We start from the raw sequence: 24,223 nt of genomic DNA on the forward strand, positions 1-24,223 counted from the left end.
CGCGCCGCCCTGCGGTGCCGGTTGTCCTCCCGGACGAGACCTGGCGGCGGGGCCGGTGTCACGCCTCTGCCAGGCCCGGGCCGGCCAGCGCCGCGATCCGCTCCACCGCGAACACGTACCCCTGGACGCCGCATCCCGCGATGACGCCGTCGGCGCGCAGGGAGACGTAGGAGTGGTGCCGGAAGCTCTCCCGGCGGTGGATGTTGGAGATGTGGACCTCGATCACGGGCAGGCCGTCGCAGGCGTTGAGGGCGTCCAGGATCGCGACGGAGGTGTGCGAGTAGGCGCCCGGGTTGATGACGATGCCGCAGTGGTCGAGCCGCGCCTCGTGGATCCAGTCGACCAGCTCGCCCTCGTGGTTGGACTGGCGGAGGTCCACCGTGCCGTTGTGCGCCGCGGCCGCGCGGGCGCACATCGCCTCGACGTCGGCCAGCGTGTCACGCCCGTAGATCTCCGGCTGCCGCTGCCCGAGCAGGTTCAGGTTGGGGCCGTTGAGGATCATGATCGGGGCGTCGGCCAGGTTGCGGGGCACGTTTCCTCCGGTCCGTCGGGGTGCGGTCCCTCCCCGGAACCGCTGGTCGCACCCGGTCTATCACGCGGTGACGCAGGCTCGGGAAGCCCCCGGAGCCGCCACTGTGTGCGGGCGGCCCCGAGGGCCCGGCGGTCAGGGGTTGATCGCCAGTTCCAGATAGGCGGCGAGCAGCACCAGGTGCACGCCTCCCTGGAGCGGTGTGGCCCGGCCCGGCACCACCGTGAGGGCGCTGACCACCACGGTCAGGGCGAGCAGCACCATGTGGGTGCTGCCGAGGCCCAGGACGAGCGGGCCTGGCAGCCAGAGCGACGCCAGCGCGACGGCGGGGATGGTCAGGCCGATGCTGGCCATCGCCGAGCCGAGGGCCAGGTTCATGCTGGTCTGCACGTGGTTGCGGCGCGCGGCGCGCCCCGCGGCGATGGTCTCCGGCAGCAGCACCAGCAGGGCGATGATCACACCGACCACGCCGTGGCCGAGACCGGCCGCCTCCACTCCCGACTCGATCGTCGGTGAGACGCCCTTGGCGAGGCCGACGACACCGATCAGGGCGAGGAGCAGCAGCCCCGCGCTGATCATCGCGGTGCGCGTGGAGGGCGCCTCGGCGTGGTCCTCCTCGGGGCGGGACGGCTCCCCCTGCTTCGCGACGGGCAGGAAGTAGTCGCGGTGTCTCACGGTCTGGGTCGCGACGAACAGGCCGTAGAGGCTCAGCGAGGCGACCGCCGCGAAGGTGAGCTGGACGGTGGAGAACTCCGGGCCGGGCTTGCTGGTGGTGAACGTCGGCAGCACGAGGCTGAGGGTCGCCAGCGTGGTCACGGTGGCGAGGGCGGCTCCGGTGCCCTCCGAGTTGAAGACCGCGGTCTTGTGCCGCAGGGAGCCGACGAGCAGGCTGAGGCCGACGATGCCGTTGCAGGTGATCATCACGGCGGCGAACACGGTGTCCCGGGCGAGCGTCGCGCTCTTGTCCCCGCCGTCGAGCATCAGCGTCACGATCAGCGCGACCTCGATGACCGTGACGGCGACCGCCAGCACCAGGGAGCCGAACGGCTCTCCGACCCGGTGGGCGACCACCTCGGCATGGTGCACGGCTGCCAGCACGGCTCCCGCCAGGACCAGGGTCACCACCCCGACGACGACGCCGGGCAGGTCTCTTCCCCAGGTCAGGGCGAGCAGCACGACCGCGAGCACGGGAACGGCGACCGTCCATCGGGCCGCCATGGACTTGATCCGGTCCGTCATGCGGCGATCGTCCCCGGCGTGAGGCCGTGCCGCACCTCAAGGGCTGCCGACCGCCGGGCGGCCGAAGAGGGCGCCGGAACTGCTGTCACCGCCGTGCGGCGACCCCTTCCGCTCCGCGATCCTGATCGTCTCGGGGTCACCATGGTCACGCATGCCCTCCTCGTACTGGTCGGTTGCGGTCGGCGCCGCCCGGGGGCGGCGCGGTGGAACGCGCGGGTCCGGGAGCGGGGCCGGCGATGCGCCGCCCCCGCTCCCGGTGCCCGTGTTCCTGGTGTCGACGGGGTCAGACGTCGGCGTCGGTCTTCGCGGGCGTCTCGGCCTGCCCGGTGACCGCCTCGGCCTGCGCCTGCTTACGGGACGCCCGAAGGCTGGTGATCGTGGTGACGATCAGCACCGAGCAGATCACGCCCAGGGAGACCGGAATGCTGATCTCGGGGACGTGCACCCCGGACTCGTGCAGAGCGTGCAGCACCAGCTTCACGCCGATGAAGCCCAGGATGATCGACAGGCCGTAGGACAGGTGGACCAGCTTCCTCAGCAGTCCGCCGATGAGGAAGTACAGCTGCCGCAGACCCATCAGCGCGAACGCGTTCGCCGTGAACACGATGTACGGGTCCTGGGTCAGGCCGAAGATCGCGGGGATCGAGTCCAGCGCGAACAGGACGTCGGTGGTGCCGATCGCGAGCATGACGACGAGCATCGGGGTCATGACCCGCTTGCCGTTCTGCTGGATCCACAGCTTGGTGCCGTGGTAACGGTCGGCCACGCCGAAGCGGCGCTCGGCCGCCTTGAGCAGCTTGTTCTCCTCGAACTCCTCGTCCTCCTGGTCGGCCCGGGCCTCCTGGATCAGCTTCCAGGCGGTCCAGATCAGGAAGGCGCCGAAGATGTAGAACACCCAGGAGAAGCTGGCGATGATGGCGGCGCCCGCGGCGATGAATATCGCGCGCAGCACCAGGGCGATGAGCACTCCGACGAGGAGCACCCGCTGCTGGTACTTCGAGGGCACGGCGAACTTCGCCATGATCAGGACGAAGACGAAGAGGTTGTCGACGCTCAGCGACTTCTCGGTGATGTAGCCGGCGAAGAACTCGCCCGCCGGCCGGCCGCCCTCGAAGACCAGCAGGCCGAGCCCGAAGAGCGCGGCCAGCACGATCCAGACGACGGTCCAGATCCCGGCCTCCTTGACGGAGACGTCGTGCGGTTTACGGCCGATGAAGAAATCGGCGGCGATCAGGGCGCACAGGCCCACGATCGTCAGGACCCACAGGGTCAGGGAAACATCCACTGCGCCTCCGGCAGATACGTCACACGGCAAATGTCAGCGTCGTCGCTGCCGGAGGTCTCTTCCACCCGGACCGGGGGCGCGGGATGCGCCCGGACGGCCTTCGGGCCGACGCCCCGGGATCTGGCCTGATCCGTATTGACGGGGTCGCCGCACAGACAGGGAGTACTCCCCTCCGTGCGGCCAAGACTACCCAATCACCAAGGAAAGGTAAAGAGATCGGTAAAGAAAGACACAAACACCCAGGTGGGGGGCTTTACGCATCCTTGGTCAACGGGTCGGAGGTCAAGCGTGCGTCAGGGCCCGGACGGGTCACAAGGGCCGGACGGTCACCTGTTCCAGGTGCGGCGGGCCTCGGCGACCTGGGTGAGGACCTGGCGGAGCACCTCGCTGCCCGGCGGCACCGACGGCGGCTCGTAGGTCCAGGCGTGACCCACCCACGGGTCGGCGAGGTGGTCGTCGGGCACCGCGGTCAGCCGCAGCAGCGAACGCCACAGCGGGTCGAGCAGCGGGCCGTAGCCCGCGGACTCCTCGCGGTCCGCGACCATCATCAGATGGACGCCGACCGACGGCCCCTCGTCGACGAGGTAGCGCAGCTGGTTCACGGCGCGGTCGTCGAAGCCGTGCGGGAAGTCGTTGACGATCAGCAGCTGCTGCGAGGTGTCGAAGCCGGGCGGGAGCGCGTCCGGCGCCCCACCGCGCAGCGCCATCTGCACCAGGTCGACCCGCTGGGTGAGCCGGGCCAGCACCTCCGTCACACCGGCCGCGCCCTGCGCGGGCGGGCCGGCCAGGACGCCGGTCTGGGTGAGCGGGGCCAGGGCCTGCGCGCCGGACCCGGCCGGATCGACGACGTGCACCGTGAACTCGCCGGCCGGGTAGACGGCGAGCAGCCGCGCCGCGTGCGCCACCGCCGTGTCCATGGCCAGGCGCCGCATGTCGTGGGAGTCGGTGAAGGACCCGTCCAGGGAGTCGGTGCGGCCGCTGTCGATCCACAGTCCGCGCTCCAGCGGCAGCCGGAGCAGCATCGGTATGCGGATCGACTCGGCCTCGGGCAGCCGGAGGTCGCCCAGGCGCAGCGCCATGGGGATCTCCATGGGCACCCGGTAGGCGTGCCAGCAGGGGTTGTCCCAGCGGGCGAACGCCGGGGGCAGGGCGGGCTCGACGACCTCGGACTCGGCGACGAGCTGGTCGACGTCCCGGTCGAGGGACGCCCGCGCCTGGTCGACGAGTTGCGTGTACCGCGCGCGGGCCGCCTCGCGGGCGGCGTCGCCCTGGCCGCCGATGCGGCTGCGCGGGTCGGACAGCGCCTGCTCCAGCTCCTTGTCCATCCGCGACTCGGCGAAGTCCACGGCGCTGCGGTACGCGGCTGCGGTCCGGGCCAGGTCCTCGAACATGCCCCAGACCTGGTTGTAAAGCCGCTCCTCCATGGACCATCCGGTCGCATCGCCCGCCACCGGCCGCGCGGGCTGTCCGGGCTGCGCCGGGGGCGCCGCGGGCGGGGGCGGCGGTGGGGCGGAGGTCTGCCGCCCGGGGTGGCTGTAGTTGACGGGGCCGCCGGCGGCCGCCTGGGGGTCCGTCGCGCCGCCGTAGGCGGGCTGCGGTCCGCCCTGTCCCTGTCCGCCGGCCGGCTGCCCGCCGTACGCCGGCGGCACGGGGCCGGGGGCGCCCTGCGGCGCGGCGCCCTGGTCGGGGCCGACCGCGGGGGCCGCGGCCTGACGGGAGCGGTCGCCCTCGGGGGTGCGGGGCGGGGGCGCCTGGACGGAGCGGGCGAGGCCCTTGGCGACGGCCTCGTCGATGCCGGCCGCGAGCTGCGCGGCCTCGGACAGCCCCTGGTCGGCGAAGAGTTCGGCCAGTCCGCCCGCGTAGCCCTGGCCGACGGCGCGCACCTTCCAGGCGCCCTGCCGCCGGTACAGCTCCAGCGCGACGACGGCCGACTCGAGGTCCAAGCCGGTGATGGTGTAGCTGGCGACCTCGGTGCCGTCCAGGCCGGTGACGGCGACGAAGGGGGCCGCCACGGATCCGAAGCGGGCGGGCCCGGGGCCGCCGTTCGCGGTGGGCAGGGCGAGCAGCACGCTGACGCGGTGGACGGCGTCGGTCATGGCGTCCAGGTCGACCGCAAGACGGTGGTCGGCGGCCGCCTGGCGCGACACCTCCAGGCCGTGCTGCACGGGGGCGCCCGGGTGGGCCACCCACTCCGTGCCGTGGATCCGTCCGTTCTCGTCGCCGAGTGCGGCGGCGGCCGCGACCGGCGTGCCGGCCGAGATCCGGATCTCCAGACGGGACTGGGACAGCGGGTGGTTCTGCCCCCGCACCAGCTCGGCCGTCATCGCGTTGGTCCCCCTGTGTCGCGTCGGTGTGTCGGGTGCGCCGAACCGGCCCCGCACGGGGGCCGGTTCGTCCGCGGCTGCCTCAGAGGACGGGCAAGATGGCCGGCATCAGGTCCTGGAAGGTGCGGCCGTTGGCCGGGTTGCCGAGGGCGGTCATCGTCCAGCCCGCGCCGGTGCGGTGCACCTTGGCCATGATCTGGGCGGTGTAGGGGCCGCCGCCGGCGAGCGTGTAGCGGGCGAGCTCCTGGCCGTTGGTCTCGTCGACCAGGCGACAGAAGGCGTTCTGCACCTCCTGGAACGTCTGGCCAGTGAAAGAGTTCACGGTGAAGACGATCTGGTCGATGTGGACCGGGACGCGCGAGAGGTCGACGAGGATGGCCTCGTCGTCGCCGCCCTGGCCGACACCGCCGACGAGATTGTCACCGGTGTGGCGCACGGAGCCGTCGTCGCTCACCAGGTGGCGGAAGAAGACGACGTCGACCGGCTGCTTGTCGGCGAAGAGGACGGCGGAGGCGTCCAGGTCGATCTCCCGGGTACGGGTGCCGAACAGGCCACGCCGGGGGGCCGCCTGCCAGCCGAGACCCATGCGCACCGCGGTCAGGCTGCCGCCGTCGTTCTTCTGCAGACTGATGGCCTGACCCTTGGTCATGTTGACGGTCACGCGCTGATTCCCCTCTCGGACGTCCCCTGTTGCCGCGAAGACCGCGGTTGACCAGAACCCTACGCAGGTGCACTGACAGCGACGAACCCCGGTCCACACTTTGTGTCGGTCTTGCAACACATCCCGTGTGCGGAGGTCAGGACAGGCCCGCCTCCTGCATCTGCCTCAGCTCCTTCTTCATCTCCGACACCTCGTCGCGCAGCCGTGCCGCGATCTCGAACTGCAGGTCGGCGGCGGCGGCCCGCATGCGCGTGGTGAGTTCCTCGATCTGCTCGGCGAGTTCGGCCGCGGGACGGTCCGTGGGCACGGACCCGGCGGCCTTGCCCTTGGCCCCCTTGGCGTTCTTCGCGGCCTTGGCCGCCTTGCCGCCGAGTGCGGGCACGGGTGCCTTCGTGCCGCCGCCGTCCTTCTTGGCCTGGCGGTAGCCCGAGCCGAGCAGCTGCTCGGTGTCGATGTCCTCGCGGGCGATCTGCGCGACGATGTCGTTGATCTTCTTGCGCAGCGGCTGCGGGTCGATGCCGTTGGCCTGGTTGTAGGCGATCTGCTTCTCGCGGCGGCGGTTGGTCTCGTCGATGGCCTTCTCCATCGCCGGCGTGATCTTGTCGGCGTACATGTGGACCTGGCCGGAGACGTTGCGCGCCGCGCGGCCGATGGTCTGGATCAGGGAGGTGCCCGACCGCAGGAAGCCCTCCTTGTCGGCGTCGAGGATCGCCACCAGGGACACCTCGGGCAGGTCGAGGCCCTCACGCAGCAGGTTGATGCCCACCAGGACGTCGTACTCGCCGCTGCGCAGTTCCCGCAGGAGCTCCACCCGGCGCAGGGTGTCGACGTCGCTGTGCAGGTAGCGCACCTGGATGCCGAGTTCGACGAAGTAGTCCGTGAGGTCCTCGGCCATCTTCTTGGTGAGGGTGGTGACCAGGACGCGCTCGTCCTTCTCCACACGTGTGCGGATCTCGTGCACCAGGTCGTCGATCTGGCCCTCGGTGGGCTTGACGACGACCTCGGGGTCGACGAGTCCGGTCGGGCGGATGATCTGCTCGACGAAGCCGTCCGACCGGGACAGCTCGTACTGTCCCGGGGTGGCCGACAGGTACACCGCCTGGCCGACGCGCTCCTGGAACTCCTCCCACTTCAGCGGGCGGTTGTCCAGGGCGGACGGGAGCCGGAAGCCGTGGTCGACGAGCGTGCGCTTGCGGGAAGCGTCGCCCTCGTACATGGCGCCGATCTGGGGCACGGTGACGTGCGACTCGTCGATGACGAGGAGGAAGTCGTCCGGGAAGTAGTCCAGCAGCGTGTTGGGCGGCGAGCCCGGCGCGCGGCCGTCGAAGTGCATCGAGTAGTTCTCCACGCCGGAGCAGGTGCCGATCTGGCGGAGCATCTCGATGTCGTACGTGGTCCGCATGCGCAGCCGCTGTGCCTCGAGGAGCTTGCCCTGCTTCTCCAGCTCCGCGAGGCGCTCGCCGAGCTCCTTCTCGATGTCGTTGACCGCGCGCTCCAGCCGCTCGGGGCCCGCGACGTAGTGGGAGGCGGGGAAGACGTAGAGCTGCTGGTCGTCGCTGATGATCTCGCCGGTGAGGGGGTGCAGCGTGGACAGCGCCTCGATCTCGTCGCCGAACATCTCGATGCGGACGGCGAGCTCCTCGTAGACCGGGAAGATCTCGATGGTGTCGCCGCGGACGCGGAAGGTGCCGCGGGCGAAGGCCATGTCGTTACGCGTGTACTGGATGTCCACGAAGCGGCGCAGCAGCTCGTCGCGGTCGATCTCGTCGCCGACGCGCAGGGGGACCATGCGGTCCACGTACTCCTGCGGGGTGCCCAGACCGTAGATGCAGGAGACGGAGGCGACCACGACGACGTCACGGCGGGTGAGCAGCGAGTTGGTCGCCGAGTGGCGCAGCCGCTCGACCTCCTCGTTGATCGAGGAGTCCTTCTCGATGTAGGTGTCCGACTGCGGGACGTACGCCTCGGGCTGGTAGTAGTCGTAGTACGAGACGAAGTACTCGACCGCGTTGTTCGGCAGGAGCTCGCGGAACTCGTTGGCCAGCTGGGCGGCGAGGGTCTTGTTCGGCGCCATGACCAGGGTGGGGCGCTGGAGCTTCTCGATCATCCACGCGGTGGTGGCGGACTTGCCGGTGCCGGTCGCGCCGAGCAGCACGACGTCCTGCTCGCCGGCCTCGATGCGCCGGGCGAGCTCGGCGATGGCCGCGGGCTGGTCGCCGCTCGGCCGGTAGGGACTGACGACCTCGAAGGGCGCCACCGTGCGTTCGATCTGGGAAACGGGCCGCATGTCATCCACGGTACGACCCCCCACTGACAACGGGTCCGGATCAGCGGCGCTGGGGGGTGCGGGAGCGGTGTTCGACAGGTCCGCGGGCACGCAGCCGCGAGCGGACCGAGGGGTGGTGCGCCGGGGAGTGCGCGGGTATCCCGGGCAGGCGGTCGGCCGAGGGCGCCGGAGGCCGTCCCATGACCACCAGGGGGTCGAAGATCACCACGATGCCGGCGAGGACGAGGACGGCGAGCGGGCCGACCATCATGGGGCCCAGCAGGGCGGCCGCGGACTCCCCGGTGGCGGGTTCGGCCGTGCCGTGCACGTGCACTTCGACGGCGGCCATGCCGATGTAGTGCATGCCGGTGACCGCGAGCCCCATGATCAGGCTGGCACCGACGCTCCACAGGAAGCCCCTGGCCCGGCCCGCCGCCCACAGGGCGGCGCTGGCGGCGGCCATGGCGACGACGACCGAGGCGGCGACGGCGACGGTGTCGTACTCGATGCGTCCGTCGAGACTCATTCCGGCCATGCCGAGGTAGTGCATGGACGCCATGCCGAGGCCGGTGACGGTTCCCCCGGTGAACAGGGCCGTCCCGGTGGCGCCCTTGTAGCCGACGATGAAGATGCCTATGCCCACCATCACGACGGCGACGGCGAGGCTCGCGAAGGTCATCGTGCGGTCGTAGTGGATCGGCGTCCCTCTGACGGTGAAGCCCATCATCGCGACGAAGTGCATGGTCCAGACGCCGGCGCCGATGGCGGCGGCTCCGAGGGCGAGCCAGCCGGGGCGCCAGGAGCGGGGCGCCAGCCCGGCCCGGGTGGTGCAGCGCAGCCCGAGCGCGCCTCCGAGACAGGCCATGAGATAGGCCACCAGAGGTGTTACCAGCCCGTAACTGAATCCGTCGACCGTGCCCTGCATGCGCGGCTGCCCTTCCGCCCTGTACGTCCCGCGTTGCCCCGTTGTGCGCCCCCTCCCAGGACCGCTGCGGCGGCCAGGGTTTCGCAGAGAGTATGACCCCCACCGGAATGGTCGAACGACTATCCGGCAAAGAAACACGTTCCTGCCCCAGGTGTGTGGCACCAGTGTGCGGAGTTCGGGGATCGGCGTTCAATCTGTGGCCATCCCGCACCCGTCTCGCGTTGACCCTCTGCTGTCACAGTGGTTCTGACCGTGACCGTTCGACGCGAGGAGTACACATGCACGTACGCGCTGTCGCCGCCTCGACCGCCGCGCTGGCGGGAGCCGCCGTCCTCCTGCTCCCGCTCTCCCCGGCCGCCGCCGCCGGGGGCGCCGCGCCCGCTCCCGAGGTCGTCGCGCACCGGGGCGCCTCCGGGTACGCGCCGGAGAACACGCTCGCGGCCGTCGACAAGGCGGCCGCCCTGGGCACCGAGTGGGTGGAGAACGACGTCCAGCGCACCAAGGACGGCGAGCTCGTCATCGTCCACGACGACAGCCTCCAGCGCACCACCGACGTCGAGGAGGTCTTCCCCGACCGTGCGCCGTGGAAGGTGAAGGACTTCACCGCCGCCGAGATAGCCCGCCTGGACGCGGGCAGCTGGTTCGACCCGGCGTACGCGGGCGCGCGCGTGCCGACGCTGGAGCAGTTCGTGCGGCGGATCGACCAGCACCGGCAGAAGCTGCTGCTGGAGATCAAGAACCCGCAGCTGTACCCCGGCATCGAGCGGGACATCCTCAAGGTCCTCGCCAACGAGGGCTGGCTCGACCGCGCGCATGTGCGGCAGCGGCTGATCGTGCAGAGCTTCAGCGCGGACAGCGTGCGGGCGGTCCACCAGCTGGCCCCCGCGGTGAAGACGGGCTTCCTCGGCACGCCGCCGGTCGCGGACCTGCCGGCGTACGCGGCCTTCACCGATCAGATCAACCCCTCGTACGCGTCGCTCACCGCCGACTACGTGACCGCGGTGCACGCGTTCAAGGGTGCGCACGGCAAGCGGCTGGAGACGTTCACCTGGACGGTGAACGACGCGGCCGCCGCCCGGCGGGTGGCCGGCTACGGGGTGGACGGGATCATCACCAACAACCCCGACGTGGTGCGTGACGCGGTGGGCGGCTGAGGTCTCGGCCGCGGCTGTCCCGCCCCTTGCCGCCGTTCCGGGGCGCGTTGTCGGTGGCGGGTCGTACGGTGGGGCGCATGGACAGTGAGGGGCGGTACGAGCAGCGGGTCGTGTGGGCGGTCGTGGACAGCCGCATCGGCCCGCTGCTGCTGGCCGCGACCGGCCAAGGCCTGGTCAACGTGGTGTTCCACGCCACCGACGAGGTGCGTGACAAAGCGCTGGAGCGCCTGGCGTCCCGGCTCGGCACCGAGCCCGTGGAGGAGCCCGGCTCTCCCCTGCTGGCCGAGGCGATACGCCAGCTCGACGCCTACTTCGCGGGTGAGCGGCACTCCTTCGAGCTGCCGCTGGACTGGTCGCTGATCTCGGGCTTCAACCGTGAGGTGCTGCGCGAACTGGCCACCACCGTGCCGTTCGGCACGGTGGTGGGATACGGCGACCTGGCGGGCCGGGTCGGTCAGCCGGGCGGCGCGCAGGCCGTGGGCATGGCCATGGGCGCCAACCCGCTGCCGGTGGTCGTGCCCTGCCACCGGGTGGTGGAGAGCGGGGGCGGCATCGGCGGATTCGGCGGCGGGCTGGAGACGAAACGGCGGCTGCTCGCCCTGGAGGGTGTGCTGCCGGAGCCGTTGTTCTGACACCGCCGTGCCGTCGTGGGGGCAGGTGGCGCGGCCCGCCGTTCAGTCGTAGTGGCGCGCCTCGAAGATGTTGCCGTCGGGGTCGCGGAAGTAGAAGCTGCGCTTGGCCAGGCCGCGCGCGCCGAAGGAGTCGTGGGCGATGTCCGACACCGGGACCGCCTGCTCCTGGAGACGGTCGAGAAGGGCGTCGAAGGCGTCCGCGGAGAGCGACAGGCAGACGTGGTTGACGGGGTGGCCGGAGCTCTCGGCGGCCCCGGGGAGCATGGTCATACGGTCCGCCTTGAAGCGCGGCATGAGGTCGAGGATCGTCTCCTCGCTGACGCGCACCGAGGGGAACGGCGCTTCGCCGACCGAGAAGTCGGCGAGCCGGACGGGCTCCAGGCCGACGGCCTTCTCGTAGAAGTGCGCGGCGGCGATGGGGTCACTCACCCAGAGGACGATGTGGTCGAGCCGGGTCGCTGTCATGGTCCAAGCGTCCGTGAGCCGTGTGACGCTCCGCAAGGGTTTGGCCCGGCGTGCCGCCCGCCAGAGATGGAGGGAGAGACGTCGGACGGGAGGCAGCGCGTGGTGCTCATGGTGTCGGAAGAGGTACGGGACGCGATCGCGACGGGCCGGCCCGTCGTGGCCCTGGAGTCCACGATCATCGCCCACGGCCTGCCCCGGCCGCGCAATCTCCAGGTGGCCCGCGAGCTGGAGGCCGCGGTGCGACGGGAGGGCGCGGTGCCGGCGACGATCGCGGTGCTGGACGGCACGCCGCGGGTCGGCCTGGACAAGGAGCAGCTGGAACGGGTCGCGAACGAGGAGGGCATCCGCAAGCTGGGCCACCGTGACCTGCCGCTCGCGGTGGCCGCGGGCGCGAGCGGCGCGACGACGGTCTCCGCGACCGCGCTGCTCGCGGCGCTCGCGGGCATCCGGGTCTTCGCGACCGGAGGGCTCGGCGGGGTGCACCGCGAGTGGACCGTCACCCAGGACGAGTCGGCCGACCTGGGGCTGCTGGCGCGCACCCGGATCACCGTGGTGTGCGCGGGGGTGAAGTCGATTCTGGACGTGCCGGCGACCTTGCAGCGGCTGGAGACGCTGGGCGTGGCGGTCGCCGGGTACGGAACGGACCGCTTCCCCGGCTTCTACCTGTCGGACTCCGGGCATCCCGTGGACTGGCGGCTGGACACCCCGGAGGAGGTGGCCGGGGTGATGCGGGCGCAGGACGCGCTCGGCGGCCCGGAGTCGGCGCTGATCGTCGCCAACCCGGTGCCGCAGGACGAGCAGCTGGATCCCGAGGTGCACGCGCGGGTGCTCGACGAGGCGCTGCGGGCGTGCGAGGCGGCCGGGGTCAGCGGCCAGGGCGTCACGCCGTTCCTGCTGGACCACCTGGTCCGGCACACCGACGGCGCCTCCCTGGAGGCCAATCTGGCGGCGGTGCGCGGCAACGTGGCGCTCGCGGCCCGGGTGGCGGCGGCCTGGGCCGCCGGGGAGTGACCGGGCCGGGCGGGGCGCTGCTGGTCGTCGGCGACGTGATCACGGACGTGGTCGCACGCCACGCCGGTCCGCTCGCTCCGGGCACGGACACGGCGGCCGTGATCCGCACGGTGCCGGGCGGGGCGGGCGCGAACGTCGCCTGCTGGGCGGCGCGCCGGGGCGGGTGCGAGGTGCGGCTGCTGGGGCGGGTGGGCGCGGACGCGGCGGTCTGGCACGAACGGGAGCTGGCCGCCTGCGGGGTGCGTCCGCGGCTGGTCGTGGACGCCGAGGCGCCGACGGGGACGGTCGTGTGCCTGGTCGACGAGGGCGCGGCGGCCGAGCGGACCTTCCTCACCGACAGCGGCGCGTCGCTGCGGCTCGGCGCCGAGGACTGGTCGGACGCCTTGCTGGACGGGGTGGGGCGGCTGCATCTGTCGGGCTATCTGCTGTTCGCCGGGAGCAGCCGGGCCCTGGTGGCGGTGGCATTGAAGGCGGCGCAGGCGCGCGGGGTGCCGGTGAGTGTGGACCCGGCGTCGGCCGGGTTTCTCGCCGAGCTTGGTCCGGACCGCTTCCTGACGCTGGTGGAGGACGTGGACGTGCTGCTGCCGAGCCGCGACGAGGCGTGCCTGCTGACGGGGTGTCCGGACGTCGCCGAGGCGGCGGCGCGGCTGAGCCGGCGGGTGCCGCTCGTGGTGGTCAAGCAGGGCGCGGAGGGAGCGCTGCTGGCGCGGTCCGGCGAGGTGTGCGCCCGTGTCCCCGCGGTGCCGGTGACACCCCGGGACACGACCGGCGCGGGTGACGCGTTCACCGGGGCCTTCCTCGCGGCCCTGCTGGCCGGCGCGGATCCCGAGCGGGCGGCGGAGGAAGGGTGCCGGGCTGGGGCCGCGGCGGTGGAGCGGGTGGGGGCACGGCCGCCGGTGCGGGACTGAGGTACAGGACTGAAATACGGGTCGGGAAGGTGCGGTGTCGAGGGGGGAGGCACGTCCGGGCGGGCTCCGGACCTCGTTTTCCACAGGCGGGAGCCAAACGGAACTTGCCGTTTCCACAGGCCCGTACGCGGTCGGCCGGTCGCTGGCAGACTGGCCCGGCAGGCCGGCGAGGAAGCGCGGCACGGGGGATCCACGAGGGGGAGCCACATGTCCAGGGCAGGAAGTCTGAGGAAGGTCACCGGTCTCGGCCGCGTGGGCAGGCTCCGCGGCCTGGCGCGCAGGCGCCCCCGGGTGGATCTGAGCCACCCGGCCCGGTCCCCGCTGGGTTCCTCGGTGGTCAACTGCGTGACGTACCGGGACGGTTACCGGGTCTCCGTGCCGGGGGACGTGGCCGAGGCCGTCAAGCGGGTCCGCGAGAGCGGGGACGGGTTCGTGTGGCTGGGGCTGCACGAGCCGACGAGCCGGGAGTTCGCCGGCATCGCCGAGCTGTTCGACCTGCATCCGCTGGCGGTGGAGGACACCGTGGAGGCGCATCAGCGGCCGAAGCTGGAGCGGTACGGGGAGACGCTGTTCGCCGTGCTCAAGACCGTCTGCTACGTCGAGCACGAGGAACTCACCGCGACCAGCGAGGTGGTGGACACCGGGGAGATCATGGTGTTCGTCGGCCAGGACTTCGTGGTGACGGTGCGGCACGGCCGGCACGGGTCGCTGGGCCCGCTGCGCGAGGGGCTGGAGGCCGACCCGGTGCGGCTGGCGCAGGGCCCGTCCACGGTGCTGCACGCGGTCGCGGACCAGGTCGTCGACGACTATCTGCGCGTAATCGACTCGGTCCAGGAGGACATGGACCTCGTCGAGACGGAGGTGTTCGCGGAGCACGGCGCCCGGGTCGACCCGGGCCGTATCTACCAGCTGAAGCGTGAACTGCTGGAGCTGAAGCGGGCGGTGGTGCCGCTGGGCCGGCCGCTGGAGGAGCTCGCCACCCGGCCGAGCCGGGTGGTCGCCCCGGACATACAGGCGTACTTCCGTGACGTCGCGGACCATCTGCAGCGGGCGACGGAGCAGATAGCGTCGTTCGACGAGTTGATCAACTCGATCCTCCAGGCCCACCTGGCGCGGGTCACGGTCGCCCAGAACGAGGACATGCGCAAGATCACCGCATGGGCGGCGATCGTCGCGGTGCCGACCATGGTGTGCGGGGTGTACGGCATGAACTTCGACCACATGCCGGAGCTGCACTGGCGGTACGGCTACGGCATGGTCGTCGGAGTGATATCCGTGGCGTGCGTGCTGCTGTACCGGGCGTTCCGGCGCAGCGGCTGGCTGTGACGCCCGCCGTGGCCGGCCCCGGCCGCGGGCGGCGGTGTCAGCCGGAGGCGGACCGGGCGTAGACGCTCTCGGCGAAGGCGGCGATCTGCTCGTCCGTCAGATGCCGGGCCAGATCGGCCTCGCTGATCATGCCGACGAGACGCTTGTCGTCGATGACGGGCAGCCGGCGGATCTGGTGGGTGCGCATCTCGGTGAGGACGTCGTCGATGTCGGCGTCGGACTCGATCCAGCGTGGTGTGCCCTTGGCCATCTCGCCCGCGGTGACCTTGGCGGGGTCGTGGCCCATGGCGACGCAGCCGACGACGATGTCACGGTCGGTGAGGATGCCGCAGAGCCGTTCGTTCTCGTCGCTGATGGGCAGCGCCCCGACGTTCAGTTCGCGCATCAACTGTGCCGCTCGGTCGAGGGTTTCGTGCGCGGGGATCCACTGGGCGCCGCGGTGCATGATGTCTCCGGCGGTGGTCATGAGGTACCTCCCGATGCCGGACGGCCGGCGCGGCGCGGGGCGCGCCGCGAGTCCCGACGCCCTTCATTGTCGCCGGGCCGCCCGCGGACGGCACCCGCAGCGGACGGCGCCGCGCTCCCGGCCCCGACCAGGCCGGTCACCGTGCTCTCAACCGCGCCAGGCCGGGTGGCGAGGGTCGTCGGCGCGGACCAGCACGTCGGCGGTGCCGGCCGGGTCGGTCTCCTGCTCGTAGCGCTCGAAGGCGGGCAGGGTCCAGTGCTCGGCCTCGGGGGTGCGGCGGCGCAGTGCACCGGGTGAGAGGAGGACGTGGACGGTCAGATCGAAGGGGAACCAGTGGTGGAGGAGGAGCGGGCCGTGCAGCAACAGCACACCGCCGGGCGGCAGTTCGACATACGCGCTGCGGGTCGCGCGGTCGGTGACCGGATCCCACAGGTCGGGCAGCACCCGCCCGCTGCCGCCGGGGCTCAGCGGGTCGAACACCTCGCGCCACAGGGCGCCGGTGTCGTACCAGCCGCTGTAGTAGGACTCCAGATCCTGGTGGCCGTACTCCAGCCGGACCGAGGCGGGGCGCAGGAAGCCCTCCGTGCCGACGACCAGGCTCGGGCGGCCTCGGAGGCGCAACGCCTCGGCGACCCGTTCGGCGAGGTCTCCCGGGCGGGCGGCCGGGGCGCCGTCGAGGGCGACTCGGGGCCAGGGAGCGCCGTCTGCCGTGTCGAGCTCCAGCAGGCGCTCGGTGAGCAGGTCGACGAGCCGGTCCCAGGTGATCGCTTCGAGTCGCACACGGCCATGATGCGGCACGTCCCGGGCGGGACCGGAAGCGCCGGGGCGGGCAGGCGCCGCGGGCGGCCGGGGAGCGTGGACGCTCGCGCATGGGTGCGCGCCGCTCGGCCATGGCCCGGCGCGGCGGCGGCGCGTTGACTGGTGGTGCGGATGACCGGGAAAGGGTCCCGGTCTCAAAGGACGAGGGTGACGGGGGTGAGGACATGGGCGACGGACCGTACGCGGTGCTGACGGCGCTGGGCGTCCTGGGGACCGGGCTGGTGGCCGGGGTGTTCTGCGCGTTCTCGACGTTCGTGATGAGGGGGTTGGCGGCGCTCACGCCGGCGCGGGGCGTGGCCGCGATGCAGGCGGTCAACGTGGCGGCGGTGCGGCCGCCGTTCATGGCGGTGTTCCTCGGCACGACGGTGCTGAGCGCGGTGCTCACGGTGGTGACGCTCGTGACGTGGCCGGACGAGGGGGCGGTCGCGTCGGTGGTGGGCGGCGCGCTGTTCCTGTGCGGGTCGTTCGGGCTGACGGTGGTGGCGAACATACCCCGCAACGAGCGGCTGGCCCGGCTCGACGCGGGCGGTGCGGAGGCGGCCGCGTACTGGCCGGAGTACGTGCGGGGGTGGACGCGGTGGAACCACGTCCGCGCCCTCGCCTCGGCCGGCGCCGCGCTGGCGTACCTCCTCGCGCTCACCGGCTGAGGCGGCCAGGCCTCACTCTCCGGTGGAGGCTCCGTACGGAGGGTGTCCGGCGCGCTGCGGGGCGGGGTGGGCGGACGTATCGTGTGCGCAGGAGTGCCGCCCGACGACGCACGGCCTGTCCCCCGCGCACGCAAGGAAGACGGCCATGGCAGATCCCAAGGGTTTCCTCACCACGCCCCGCGAGGAGTGGCCGCGCCGGCCGGTGGAGGAGCGGGTCCGCGACTGGGACGAGGTGTACGTACCCGGGGGACTGCTGCCGATCGTCAGTACGCAGGCCGACCGGTGCATGGACTGCGGGGTGCCTTTCTGCCACGAGGCCTGTCCGCTGGGCAACCTCATCCCGGAGTGGAACGACCTGGTCTCCCGGGAGGACTGGCGGGCGGCGGCGGAGCGGCTGCACGCCACGAACAACTTCCCCGAGTTCACGGGGAGGCTGTGCCCGGCACCGTGCGAGGCCGGCTGTGTGCTCGCCATCAACCAGCCGGCGGTCACCATCAAGAACGTCGAGTGCGCCATCGCCGACAAGGCGTGGGAGGAGGGGTTCGCCACGCCGGCCCCGCCGGACCGGCTGTCCGGGCGGACGGTCGCGGTCATCGGCTCGGGCCCCACCGGGCTGGCCGCCGCGCAGCAGCTCACCCGGGCCGGGCACACGGTCGCCGTGTACGAGCGGGACGACCGGATCGGCGGGCTGATGCGCTACGGCATCCCCGCGTTCAAGATGGAGAAGCACCATCTGGAGCGACGCGTGGAGCAGATGCGGGCCGAGGGGACGCGGTTCCGCACGTCGACCACGGTCGGCCGGGACGTGGACGCGGCGGAGCTGCGGAGCCGTTACGACGCCGTGGTGATCGCCACGGGGGCGACGGCATGGCGGGAGCTGCCGGTGCCGGGGCGTGAACTCGCGGGCATCCACCAGGCGATGGAGTACCTGCCGCTGGCCAACCGGGTCTGCGAGGGCGACCTGGAGAGGTCGCCGCTGTCGGCCGAGGGGCGGCACGTGGTCATCGTCGGCGGCGGTGACACGGGCGCCGACTGCCTGGGCACGGCGGTGCGGGAGCGGGCCGCGTCGGTCACCCAGCTGGACATCTACCGCCGGCCGGGCACCGGGCGCGACGAGGAGAACGAGCCCTGGCCGACGTATCCGAAGCTGTACCGGCTGTCGGCGGCGCACGAGGAGGCGGGCGCGCTGCGGACCGCGCCCGCGGCGCATGCCGACGCGCGGCTGTTCGCCGCGTCGACGCTGCGCTTCGTGGGGGACGAGGAGGGGCGTGTGCGCGGGCTGCATCTGGTCGAGGTGGACGCGGGGCGGAAGCCCGTGCCGGGGACGGAGCGGACGCTGCCCGCCGACATGGTGCTGCTCGCGCTCGGCTTCTCGGGGCCGGACCAGGGCGACGGGATCGTCGCGCAGCTCGGCCTCGAGCTGGAGCCGCGCGGGACGATCGCGCGCGGGCCGGACTTCGCGACGAACGTGCCGGGCGTCTTCGCGGCGGGCGACGCCGCCCGGGGGCAGTCGCTGATCGTGTGGGCCATCGCGGAGGGCCGGGCGGTCGCGGCGGCCGTCGACCGCCATCTGACGGGCGGCACGAGCCACCTGCCGGCGCCGATCGGCCCGTACGACCGGCCCATGACCGTCTGACACGCTCCCCCGCGGGCGGGCCCGCCCCTCCCACGCCCTCACGCGGGCATGCCGCATGCCTCCGACGCCCCCATGTGCGCACGCCCGCACGCGGTCAGGTCCGGACGCCCCCTCCCGCGTGCTATTGGGCCCACATCCGTACGCCCAGGCCGGGGTGCGCGGGTACGCCCGCACCCCGGCAGGCGGCCCCACACCCGCACGCCCGCAAGCAGGACCGCACGCCACCCCGTGGCCGGAATCCGCCCCCCCTGCCCGGCAGGCGCCGGCCGTCCGCCGGACTCCCGCCGGACTCCCGCACGCCGACGCCCCCGGGTCCCGGCGTCGGCCGGGTGCCCAGGGGCGTCGGGTGGTGCGGGTGGACGGCGTTACGGCTTGCGGGCCACCGCGCCGTAGCCGGGGATGACCCCGTCGTCCTGGCCCGGGACCGGGTCGCCCAGTTCGGGGTGCCACAGGTGCGGCACCTCGACGCCGGGGTCGACGAGCTCGAGGCCGTCGAAGAACCGGGTGAACTCCTCGCGGCTGCGCAGCGCCAGGCTGACGCCCGCAGCCCTGAGCTTCGCCGTGGCCTCCTCCGACTCCTCGGGGGTGAAGTCGGCCGTGGCGTGGCTGATCACCAGGTGGCTGCCCGAGGGCAGGGCGTCCACCAGCCGCGACACCAGCTCGTGCGCGCCGTCCTCGTCGGGGACGAAGTGCAGCAGGGCGATGAGCGACAGCGCGATCGGCCGGTCGAAGTCGAGGATCTTGCGCGCGCCCTCCAGGATCAGGTCCGGTTCCCGGACGTCGGCCTGGAGGTAGTCGGTGACGCCCTCCTCCGTGCCGCGCAGCAGGGCCGCCGCGTGTGCCAGCACGATGGGGTCGTTGTCGCAGTACACGACGCGGGCGTCCGGTGCGACGCGCTGGGCGATCTGGTGCAGGTTCGGCTCGGTGGGGATGCCGGTGCCGATGTCGAGGAACTGGCGCACGCCCTGCCCGGCGAGCCAGCGCGTGGCGCGCTGCATGAACGCGCGGTTGACGCGCGCCATGACCGGCACCCTGGGCTCGAGGGCGAGCATCTGCCGGCCCATCGCCTCGTCGACCGGGTAGTTGTCCTTGCCTCCGAGATACCAGTCGTACATCCGCGCGGGATGCGGTCTGGTGGTGTCGATCTCCACGGGGTGCTCCCCGGTCATGACGGGCTCCGTAACTGTCTGCAAGTGTTAGTGATCAATTCAGTGCCAAGGAAGAAAGCAAAGGTAGTGCGGCAATCGGAGGTCAGGACAGCAGGAAATCCGCCTCTCCGGCCTTGGCCCCCTCGATGAAGGCCGTCATCTCGGCGGAGGTGTAGATGAGCGCGGGACCGTCCGGGTCGGTGGACTGGCGGACGGCGATGCGGCCGTCGTCCAGTTTCATCGCCTCGAGGCAGTTGCCGCCGTTGCCGCCGCTCCAGGGCTTGTGCCAGCCCTCGCTGCCCAGTTCCCGCGCGGGCATGCCGTTGTAGATCCGGCCGGCGTGCGCCCGCGCACGCGACTGGGTCTTCGGTGGCCTGATGAGTTCCATTCACAGCTCCTTGCGGAGATCCCGGAGGATCTCCTTCGTGCGATGTGCCGTGGCGGCCTGCGCCGCCATGCGGTCCATGACCTCGAGGTGGGTCGCCACCTCGGTGCGCGCGTCCAGGTAGACGGCGCCGGTCAGGTACTCGCTGTAGACCATGTCCGGAAGTTCGGGCACGGCGAATCGGAACAGCACGAACGGCCCGTACGTGCCGGGGTGGGGCCCGCTGTCGAAGGTCGCGATCTGCAGCGTCACGTTGGGCATCGCCGACGCCTCGAGCAGCTTGTCGATCTGCGCGCGCATCACCTCCGGGCCGCCGACCCGGCGGCGCAGCGCGGTCTCGTCCATGACGACCCACAGCCGGGGCGCGTCCTCGCGGGTGAGCAGCTCCTGGCGCCGCATGCGCAGGTCGACGTGGCGCTCCATGTCCTCGGGCCGGGTCTGCCCTATGGCGCCGGAGCGCAGTACGCCACGCGCGTAGTCCTCCGTCTGGAGCAGTCCGGGGACGAAGTGGGGTTCGTAGCTGCGGATGAGGGAGGCCGCGCCCTCCAGGCTGACGTACATGGAGAACCAGCCGGGCAGGATGTCGTGGAAGCGCTGCCACCAGCCGGGCTTGTTGGCGTCCTCCGCGAGCTGGACGAAGGCCTCGGCCTCCTCGTCGGAGACGTTGTAGGCCTTCAGCAGCAGCTGGAGGTAGGGGATCTTCAGCGCCACCTCCGCCATCTCCATACGGCGCACGGTGGCGGGGGCGACCCGCAGGATCCGGGCGGCCTCCTCCCGCTTGAGACCCGCGCGCTCGCGCAGATCCAGCAGGCGGCGGCCGAGGACGACCTGCCCGACCGTCGGTGCGGACCGGGGTTCGCTCACGCTTCACCTCCCTCGAACAAATCCTGACAGCCGGGCGGCGCCGTCCGGTGATCAGGCACGGAGATCGGGTGACACGAACACATATTCGAATCGATCTCCGGCGATCCCAACTGGCGCCGCGCGAGGTGCTGTTGCGAGCAGTGTGCCACGCCCGTCCAGACCGCCACACAGCACTCTGCAATTTTCAGAGTGACACTTGCCAAGTGTTCACGGCGGGGCGATAGTGGCAAGCGTGATTCCGTCCGCGCCCTTAGGAACAGACGCCGCAGCAGCTCCCGTCGGCCTCGGCGCCGCTCCGGCCGCCGCCCCCTCCCGGGCCGTCGCCGAGCGCCGGTTCCGCTTCGAGCTGGCCGCTCACCCTGGCTCCCCCGCGCAGGCGAGACGGCTGACACGGGCCCGGCTGACCGGCTGGTCGGTCTGCGAGGACACCTGTGACACGGCGGCCCTGGTCGTGTCCGAGCTGGTCACCAACGCCATCGTGCACACGGCGAGCAGCCATGTCGTCTGCGAGCTGCACGACGGCGACGACCTGCTGCGCATAGCCGTCCGCGACGAGGGCTGCGCGCCGGGCCGGCCGCGTGCGAACACCCGGCAGCGGCCGGAGGAGGAGCACGGGAGGGGACTGCTGCTCGTCGACGCCCTGTGCCGCGCGTGGGGCGCCCAGGAGCACGGTCCCGGTCTGCTGGTCTGGGCGGAACTCGCCCGCACCGCCGACACCTCGAGCGTGACCGACTCCCCCGTCGGCGCGACCGGCTCCCCGCGCACCGCCGACTCCTCCCGCACCGCCGCCTCCTCCCGCCCCGTCGGCTCCCCGCGCACCACCCCCGCCTCCGGCCCCGGTGAGCCCCGCGACGATCTCGGCTGGGGCGCCCGCCCCAAGCCCGGTCCGGCCGACGGCTCCGAGGACGGCGACGACGAGACCCGCGACGGCGGCGCGGCCCACCCCGCCGAGCAGCGCCTGAAGATACCCGCCGAGCGGGACGGAGGACGCGCGTGACGGGCCCGGGCGGCACACGGGTGCTGAGTCTGGACTCGCTGGTCCGGATCCGGCGCGGGCGGCAGACCCCGGACGCGCCGCGCAGACTTCCCGTGCCCGACGGCATGACCGCCCCGATGGGCTGCGACGCGGTGGCCGTGCCGGCGCGGTTCGGACCGCTGGTTCTGCCCCGGCTGCCCCGCGTGGGGTGCGTGTACGCCGATGACGCGCACTGGTGGTGGCTGGTCCCGTCCGACTCGGACTACGCCCTGGAGTGGCCCGCCCCCGCGCACTACGCCGCCGGCGCGGTCCTCCCCGACTCCCCCGCCGACACGGGCGCGGCCGCCGGCCTTCCCGGCCTGATCCACCGCCCCGACGGCACGCTCCCCTACACGCCGCCGATACCGCTGTATCTGGCCCTGTGCCGGCTCACCGGGACGACCCCCGTCTGGTCACGCCCCGTCACCGCCTGACGACCGGGCACGGCGGCTTACGGCCGGGCTCACGCCACCGCCTCACCGCCGGCGCCCTCGCCCCGGACGATCACCAGGAACATGTCGGTGGCGAGGTCCATGACGACCTCGGCGGGCAGGCCCTCCAGGCGGCGCGCATGCGCGAACTCCTCCGCGGGCCATGAGCCCCGGGGTCCACCTGCGGGAAAGCGTTCGAGCACGGTTCGCCCGTTCACCCTGCCACCTCCATGTAGCGCTGTACTCGTAGAGTTAAACGCCAACCATGGGGCGAACGCCTCGTCCGGTGACGGTACTGAGACGTAGTTGACACCCGTTCACTGCCAAGTGTGAGCGCGCTCTCAGCTTTTCGGAGTAATCCGTCACCGTCCGTGTCAGTCGTCGCACTCGTCGTGGTAGCGCAATCCCCTGGGTCCCTCCGTCGCTCTTCGCTCTCCTCCGACGGCGCGCGCCGCGCGCCACTCGGCGCGCGAGACGATCTCCGGAAGCGACACTGGCTCCTCCCGTGCGACGGTCCCGTCGCGAAGGGTGACCGACGTGCCGCACGGAACGCATGGGTCGACGCCGCACTTCTCGCCGCCGCTTCCGTATGTGCAGATCACGCACCGTGCGCCGGCGCCTCCTCAGGTGTCGTACTCCTGGATGCGGCGCCCGTGGCCCCGGTCGACGAGGGCGGGCAGCCGCTCGTTCAGTTCGCGCACGACCTCCGGGACGTCGATGGTGAGCAGGCGCCGGTCGCGCATGAGGATCCGGCCGTCCACGACGGTCGTGCGGACGTCGGCGGCGCGGGCGCTGTGCACCAGGGTCGCGGCGAGGTCGTGCACGGGCTGCGTGTGCGGTCCTGTGAGGTCGACGAGCACGAGGTCGGCACGGTGGCCGGGCGCGATGCGGCCGACGCTCCCCTCCAGACCGACCGCGCGGGCGCTCTGCAGGGTGGCGTGGTGCAGGGCCTGACGTGAGGTCAGCCACCGCGGGTCGCCCTCCGTGGACTTCTGGATCAGCGAGGTGAGCGCCATCGACTCCCACACGTCGAGGGAGTTGTTGGACGCGGCGCCGTCCGTGGCCAGCCCGACCGGCACGCCGATGTCCCGCAGCGCCCGTACGGGTGTGGTGGTGGGCCAGGCGAACTTGAGGTAGCCGCGGGGCGCGGTCGCCACCGCCGTACGTCCCCGCGCGTGTGCGAGGAGCGGCAGGTCGCTCTCGACGATGCCGGTGCCGTGCGCGATGAGCACGTCGGTGTCCAGGATGCCGGTGCGGTGCAGCACCTCGACGGGGGTGACGCCGTGCCGGGCGAGGGACGCCTCGGTCTGGTCGCGGTTCTCGGCGGCGTGCAGATGGACGGGCAGGCCGTGCGCGCGGGCCAGCTCGGCGGTGGCGGCGAGGTCGGCGTCGTTCACGGTGTAGGGGGCGTGCGGGGCGAGCGCGGTGGTGACGCGCCCGCCGGCCGCGCCCCGGTGGCGGAGAGCGAACTCCAGGGACCGCTCCCGGCCCTGAGGCCCCTGGGAGGAGAAGTACGCCTCCCCCAGCAGGGCGCGCATGCCGCACGCGGCGACCACCTCGGCGACCGCGTCCATGTGGAAATAGTGGTCGGCGAAGCAGGTGACGCCGGCCCGGATCATCTCCGCGCACGCGAGCCGCGCGCCGAGGGTGACGTCCCGCTCGGTGAGGTTGGACTCCACCGGCCAGACGACGTCGTTGAACCACGCCTCGGTCGGCAGGTCCTCGGCGAGTCCGCGCAGGACGGCCATCGGGGCGTGGGTGTGACAGTTGATCAGGCCGGGCAGCGCGACCTGCCCGCGGGCGTCGATCCACTCGTCGGCCGCGCGTCCGGCGACGGCCCCGGCGTCGGTCACCTCCTCGACCACCCCGTCGCGGACGACGACGGCGGCATTTTCGAGGAAGCCGGCCTCTTCTTGATCGTCGTGCGTGAGGACCGTGCATCCGGTGATGATGAGGCCGGCGGGACTCTCCACGGCAGAAGGCGTCATCACGTCAACGTACGACGGGACTCCGACCCCGGGGGAGCCGAACCGCGACATCCCGTCGCGGCTCTGTCGCACGGCGGGCCGGGCGCGCACCCTGGCCTC

General features: G+C 72.3%; 24 protein-coding genes. 9 read left to right on the plus strand and 15 right to left on the minus strand.

The features are described 5' to 3' along the window. Positions 1-58 precede the first annotated feature (58 nt). The 7 genes from aroQ to ACFOSY_RS29175 all read right to left on the minus strand — a co-directional run bounded on the left by aroQ (position 59) and on the right by ACFOSY_RS29175 (position 9,229). Positions 59-532: a type II 3-dehydroquinate dehydratase gene (aroQ, locus tag ACFOSY_RS29145; RefSeq protein ID WP_394312518.1), complete on the minus strand. Its 474-nt coding sequence runs from the start codon at positions 530-532 to the stop codon at positions 59-61. Between the two features lie 132 nt (positions 533-664). Further along, positions 665-1,768, minus strand: coding sequence for a calcium:proton antiporter (locus tag ACFOSY_RS29150; protein ID WP_394312522.1), 1,104 nt, complete (start codon positions 1,766-1,768; stop codon positions 665-667). Between the two features lie 283 nt (positions 1,769-2,051). Beyond that, positions 2,052-3,053 carry a TerC family protein gene (locus ACFOSY_RS29155; protein ID WP_394312524.1) on the minus strand — a complete coding sequence of 334 codons (1,002 nt, stop codon included), beginning with the start codon at positions 3,051-3,053 and terminating at the stop codon, positions 2,052-2,054. A gap of 326 nt (positions 3,054-3,379) precedes the next feature. After that, complete coding sequence (locus tag ACFOSY_RS29160; protein ID WP_394312526.1) at positions 3,380-5,377, minus strand: TerD family protein; 1,998 nt, start codon at positions 5,375-5,377, stop codon at positions 3,380-3,382. Between the two features lie 82 nt (positions 5,378-5,459). After that, entirely contained in the window at positions 5,460-6,038 is a 579-nt protein-coding gene (locus ACFOSY_RS29165; protein WP_006135293.1) for a TerD family protein, read from the minus strand. A 136-nt stretch (positions 6,039-6,174) separates the two neighbouring features. Then, positions 6,175-8,325: an excinuclease ABC subunit UvrB gene (uvrB, locus tag ACFOSY_RS29170; RefSeq protein WP_394312531.1), complete on the minus strand. Its 2,151-nt coding sequence runs from the start codon at positions 8,323-8,325 to the stop codon at positions 6,175-6,177. 40 nt (positions 8,326-8,365) lie between these two features. Continuing rightward, positions 8,366-9,229: an MHYT domain-containing protein gene (locus ACFOSY_RS29175; protein WP_394312534.1), complete on the minus strand. Its 864-nt coding sequence runs from the start codon at positions 9,227-9,229 to the stop codon at positions 8,366-8,368. Between the two features lie 278 nt (positions 9,230-9,507). Between ACFOSY_RS29175 and ACFOSY_RS29180 the strand changes: the two genes are divergently transcribed. Together ACFOSY_RS29180 and ACFOSY_RS29185 are read left to right on the plus strand one after the other, a co-directional pair. Beyond that, positions 9,508-10,383 (plus strand): glycerophosphodiester phosphodiesterase, encoded by an 876-nt coding sequence (locus ACFOSY_RS29180; protein ID WP_394312537.1) that lies wholly within the window; start codon positions 9,508-9,510, stop codon positions 10,381-10,383. A gap of 77 nt (positions 10,384-10,460) precedes the next feature. Continuing rightward, entirely contained in the window at positions 10,461-11,015 is a 555-nt protein-coding gene (locus tag ACFOSY_RS29185; protein ID WP_394312538.1) for a methylated-DNA--[protein]-cysteine S-methyltransferase, read from the plus strand. A 42-nt stretch (positions 11,016-11,057) separates the two neighbouring features. On the opposite strand, the gene ACFOSY_RS29190 is transcribed toward ACFOSY_RS29185, so the two are convergent. Continuing rightward, complete coding sequence (locus tag ACFOSY_RS29190; protein WP_394312541.1) at positions 11,058-11,480, minus strand: VOC family protein; 423 nt, start codon at positions 11,478-11,480, stop codon at positions 11,058-11,060. A 99-nt stretch (positions 11,481-11,579) separates the two neighbouring features. Between ACFOSY_RS29190 and ACFOSY_RS29195 the strand changes: the two genes are divergently transcribed. The 3 genes from ACFOSY_RS29195 (at position 11,580) to ACFOSY_RS29205 (ending at position 14,725) form a co-directional block, all read left to right on the plus strand. Then, a complete protein-coding gene (locus ACFOSY_RS29195; protein ID WP_394312543.1) occupies positions 11,580-12,491 on the plus strand; it encodes a pseudouridine-5'-phosphate glycosidase in 912 nt (303 codons plus the stop codon). Next, positions 12,488-13,399, plus strand: coding sequence for a carbohydrate kinase family protein (locus ACFOSY_RS29200; protein WP_394312550.1), 912 nt, complete (start codon positions 12,488-12,490; stop codon positions 13,397-13,399). The genes ACFOSY_RS29195 and ACFOSY_RS29200 overlap by 4 nt, the downstream gene beginning before the upstream one ends. A gap of 207 nt (positions 13,400-13,606) precedes the next feature. Continuing rightward, the gene (locus ACFOSY_RS29205) at positions 13,607-14,725 is read left to right on the plus strand and encodes a magnesium and cobalt transport protein CorA (protein ID WP_394312553.1); all 1,119 of its coding nucleotides are present in this window, start codon (positions 13,607-13,609) and stop codon (positions 14,723-14,725) included. Positions 14,726-14,762: 37 nt separating this feature from the next. Here the strand turns inward: ACFOSY_RS29205 and ACFOSY_RS29210 are convergent, their stop codons facing one another. Both ACFOSY_RS29210 and ACFOSY_RS29215 read right to left on the minus strand, forming a co-directional pair. Continuing rightward, on the minus strand, positions 14,763-15,191 hold the full coding sequence (locus ACFOSY_RS29210; protein ID WP_394312554.1) for a CBS domain-containing protein: 429 nt from the start codon (positions 15,189-15,191) through the stop codon (positions 14,763-14,765). A 147-nt stretch (positions 15,192-15,338) separates the two neighbouring features. After that, positions 15,339-15,971: a uridine kinase gene (locus ACFOSY_RS29215; RefSeq protein ID WP_394312557.1), complete on the minus strand. Its 633-nt coding sequence runs from the start codon at positions 15,969-15,971 to the stop codon at positions 15,339-15,341. 203 nt (positions 15,972-16,174) lie between these two features. On the opposite strand from ACFOSY_RS29215, the gene ACFOSY_RS29220 reads away from it, so the two are divergent. Both ACFOSY_RS29220 and ACFOSY_RS29225 read left to right on the plus strand, forming a co-directional pair. After that, positions 16,175-16,657 (plus strand): anthrone oxygenase family protein, encoded by a 483-nt coding sequence (locus tag ACFOSY_RS29220; protein WP_394312559.1) that lies wholly within the window; start codon positions 16,175-16,177, stop codon positions 16,655-16,657. Between the two features lie 145 nt (positions 16,658-16,802). Beyond that, complete coding sequence (locus ACFOSY_RS29225; RefSeq protein WP_394312561.1) at positions 16,803-18,293, plus strand: glutamate synthase subunit beta; 1,491 nt, start codon at positions 16,803-16,805, stop codon at positions 18,291-18,293. 365 nt (positions 18,294-18,658) lie between these two features. Here ACFOSY_RS29225 and ACFOSY_RS29230 read toward each other — a convergent pair whose 3' ends face one another. The 3 genes from ACFOSY_RS29230 to ACFOSY_RS29240 all read right to left on the minus strand — a co-directional run bounded on the left by ACFOSY_RS29230 (position 18,659) and on the right by ACFOSY_RS29240 (position 20,690). Further along, positions 18,659-19,462, minus strand: coding sequence for an SAM-dependent methyltransferase (locus ACFOSY_RS29230; protein ID WP_394312563.1), 804 nt, complete (start codon positions 19,460-19,462; stop codon positions 18,659-18,661). An 82-nt stretch (positions 19,463-19,544) separates the two neighbouring features. After that, entirely contained in the window at positions 19,545-19,829 is a 285-nt protein-coding gene (locus ACFOSY_RS29235) for a DUF397 domain-containing protein (protein WP_394312565.1), read from the minus strand. Beyond that, positions 19,830-20,690 carry a helix-turn-helix domain-containing protein gene (locus ACFOSY_RS29240; protein WP_394312567.1) on the minus strand — a complete coding sequence of 287 codons (861 nt, stop codon included), beginning with the start codon at positions 20,688-20,690 and terminating at the stop codon, positions 19,830-19,832. Positions 20,691-20,913: 223 nt separating this feature from the next. On the opposite strand from ACFOSY_RS29240, the gene ACFOSY_RS29245 reads away from it, so the two are divergent. Continuing rightward, entirely contained in the window at positions 20,914-21,687 is a 774-nt protein-coding gene (locus ACFOSY_RS29245; RefSeq protein WP_394312569.1) for an ATP-binding protein, read from the plus strand. Beyond that, the gene (locus tag ACFOSY_RS29250; protein ID WP_394312573.1) at positions 21,684-22,139 is read left to right on the plus strand and encodes a hypothetical protein; all 456 of its coding nucleotides are present in this window, start codon (positions 21,684-21,686) and stop codon (positions 22,137-22,139) included. The genes ACFOSY_RS29245 and ACFOSY_RS29250 overlap by 4 nt, the downstream gene beginning before the upstream one ends. Before the next feature lie 29 nt (positions 22,140-22,168). Here the strand turns inward: ACFOSY_RS29250 and ACFOSY_RS29255 are convergent, their stop codons facing one another. Beyond that, a complete protein-coding gene (locus tag ACFOSY_RS29255) occupies positions 22,169-22,354 on the minus strand; it encodes a hypothetical protein (protein WP_019525306.1) in 186 nt (61 codons plus the stop codon). A gap of 405 nt (positions 22,355-22,759) precedes the next feature. After that, positions 22,760-24,124 carry an amidohydrolase gene (locus ACFOSY_RS29260; protein WP_394312575.1) on the minus strand — a complete coding sequence of 455 codons (1,365 nt, stop codon included), beginning with the start codon at positions 24,122-24,124 and terminating at the stop codon, positions 22,760-22,762. Positions 24,125-24,223: the final 99 nt, after the last annotated feature.

The sequence above is a fragment of the Streptomyces lusitanus genome, assembly GCF_042647945.1.
Lineage (GTDB): Bacteria > Actinomycetota > Actinomycetes > Streptomycetales > Streptomycetaceae > Streptomyces > Streptomyces pseudogriseolus.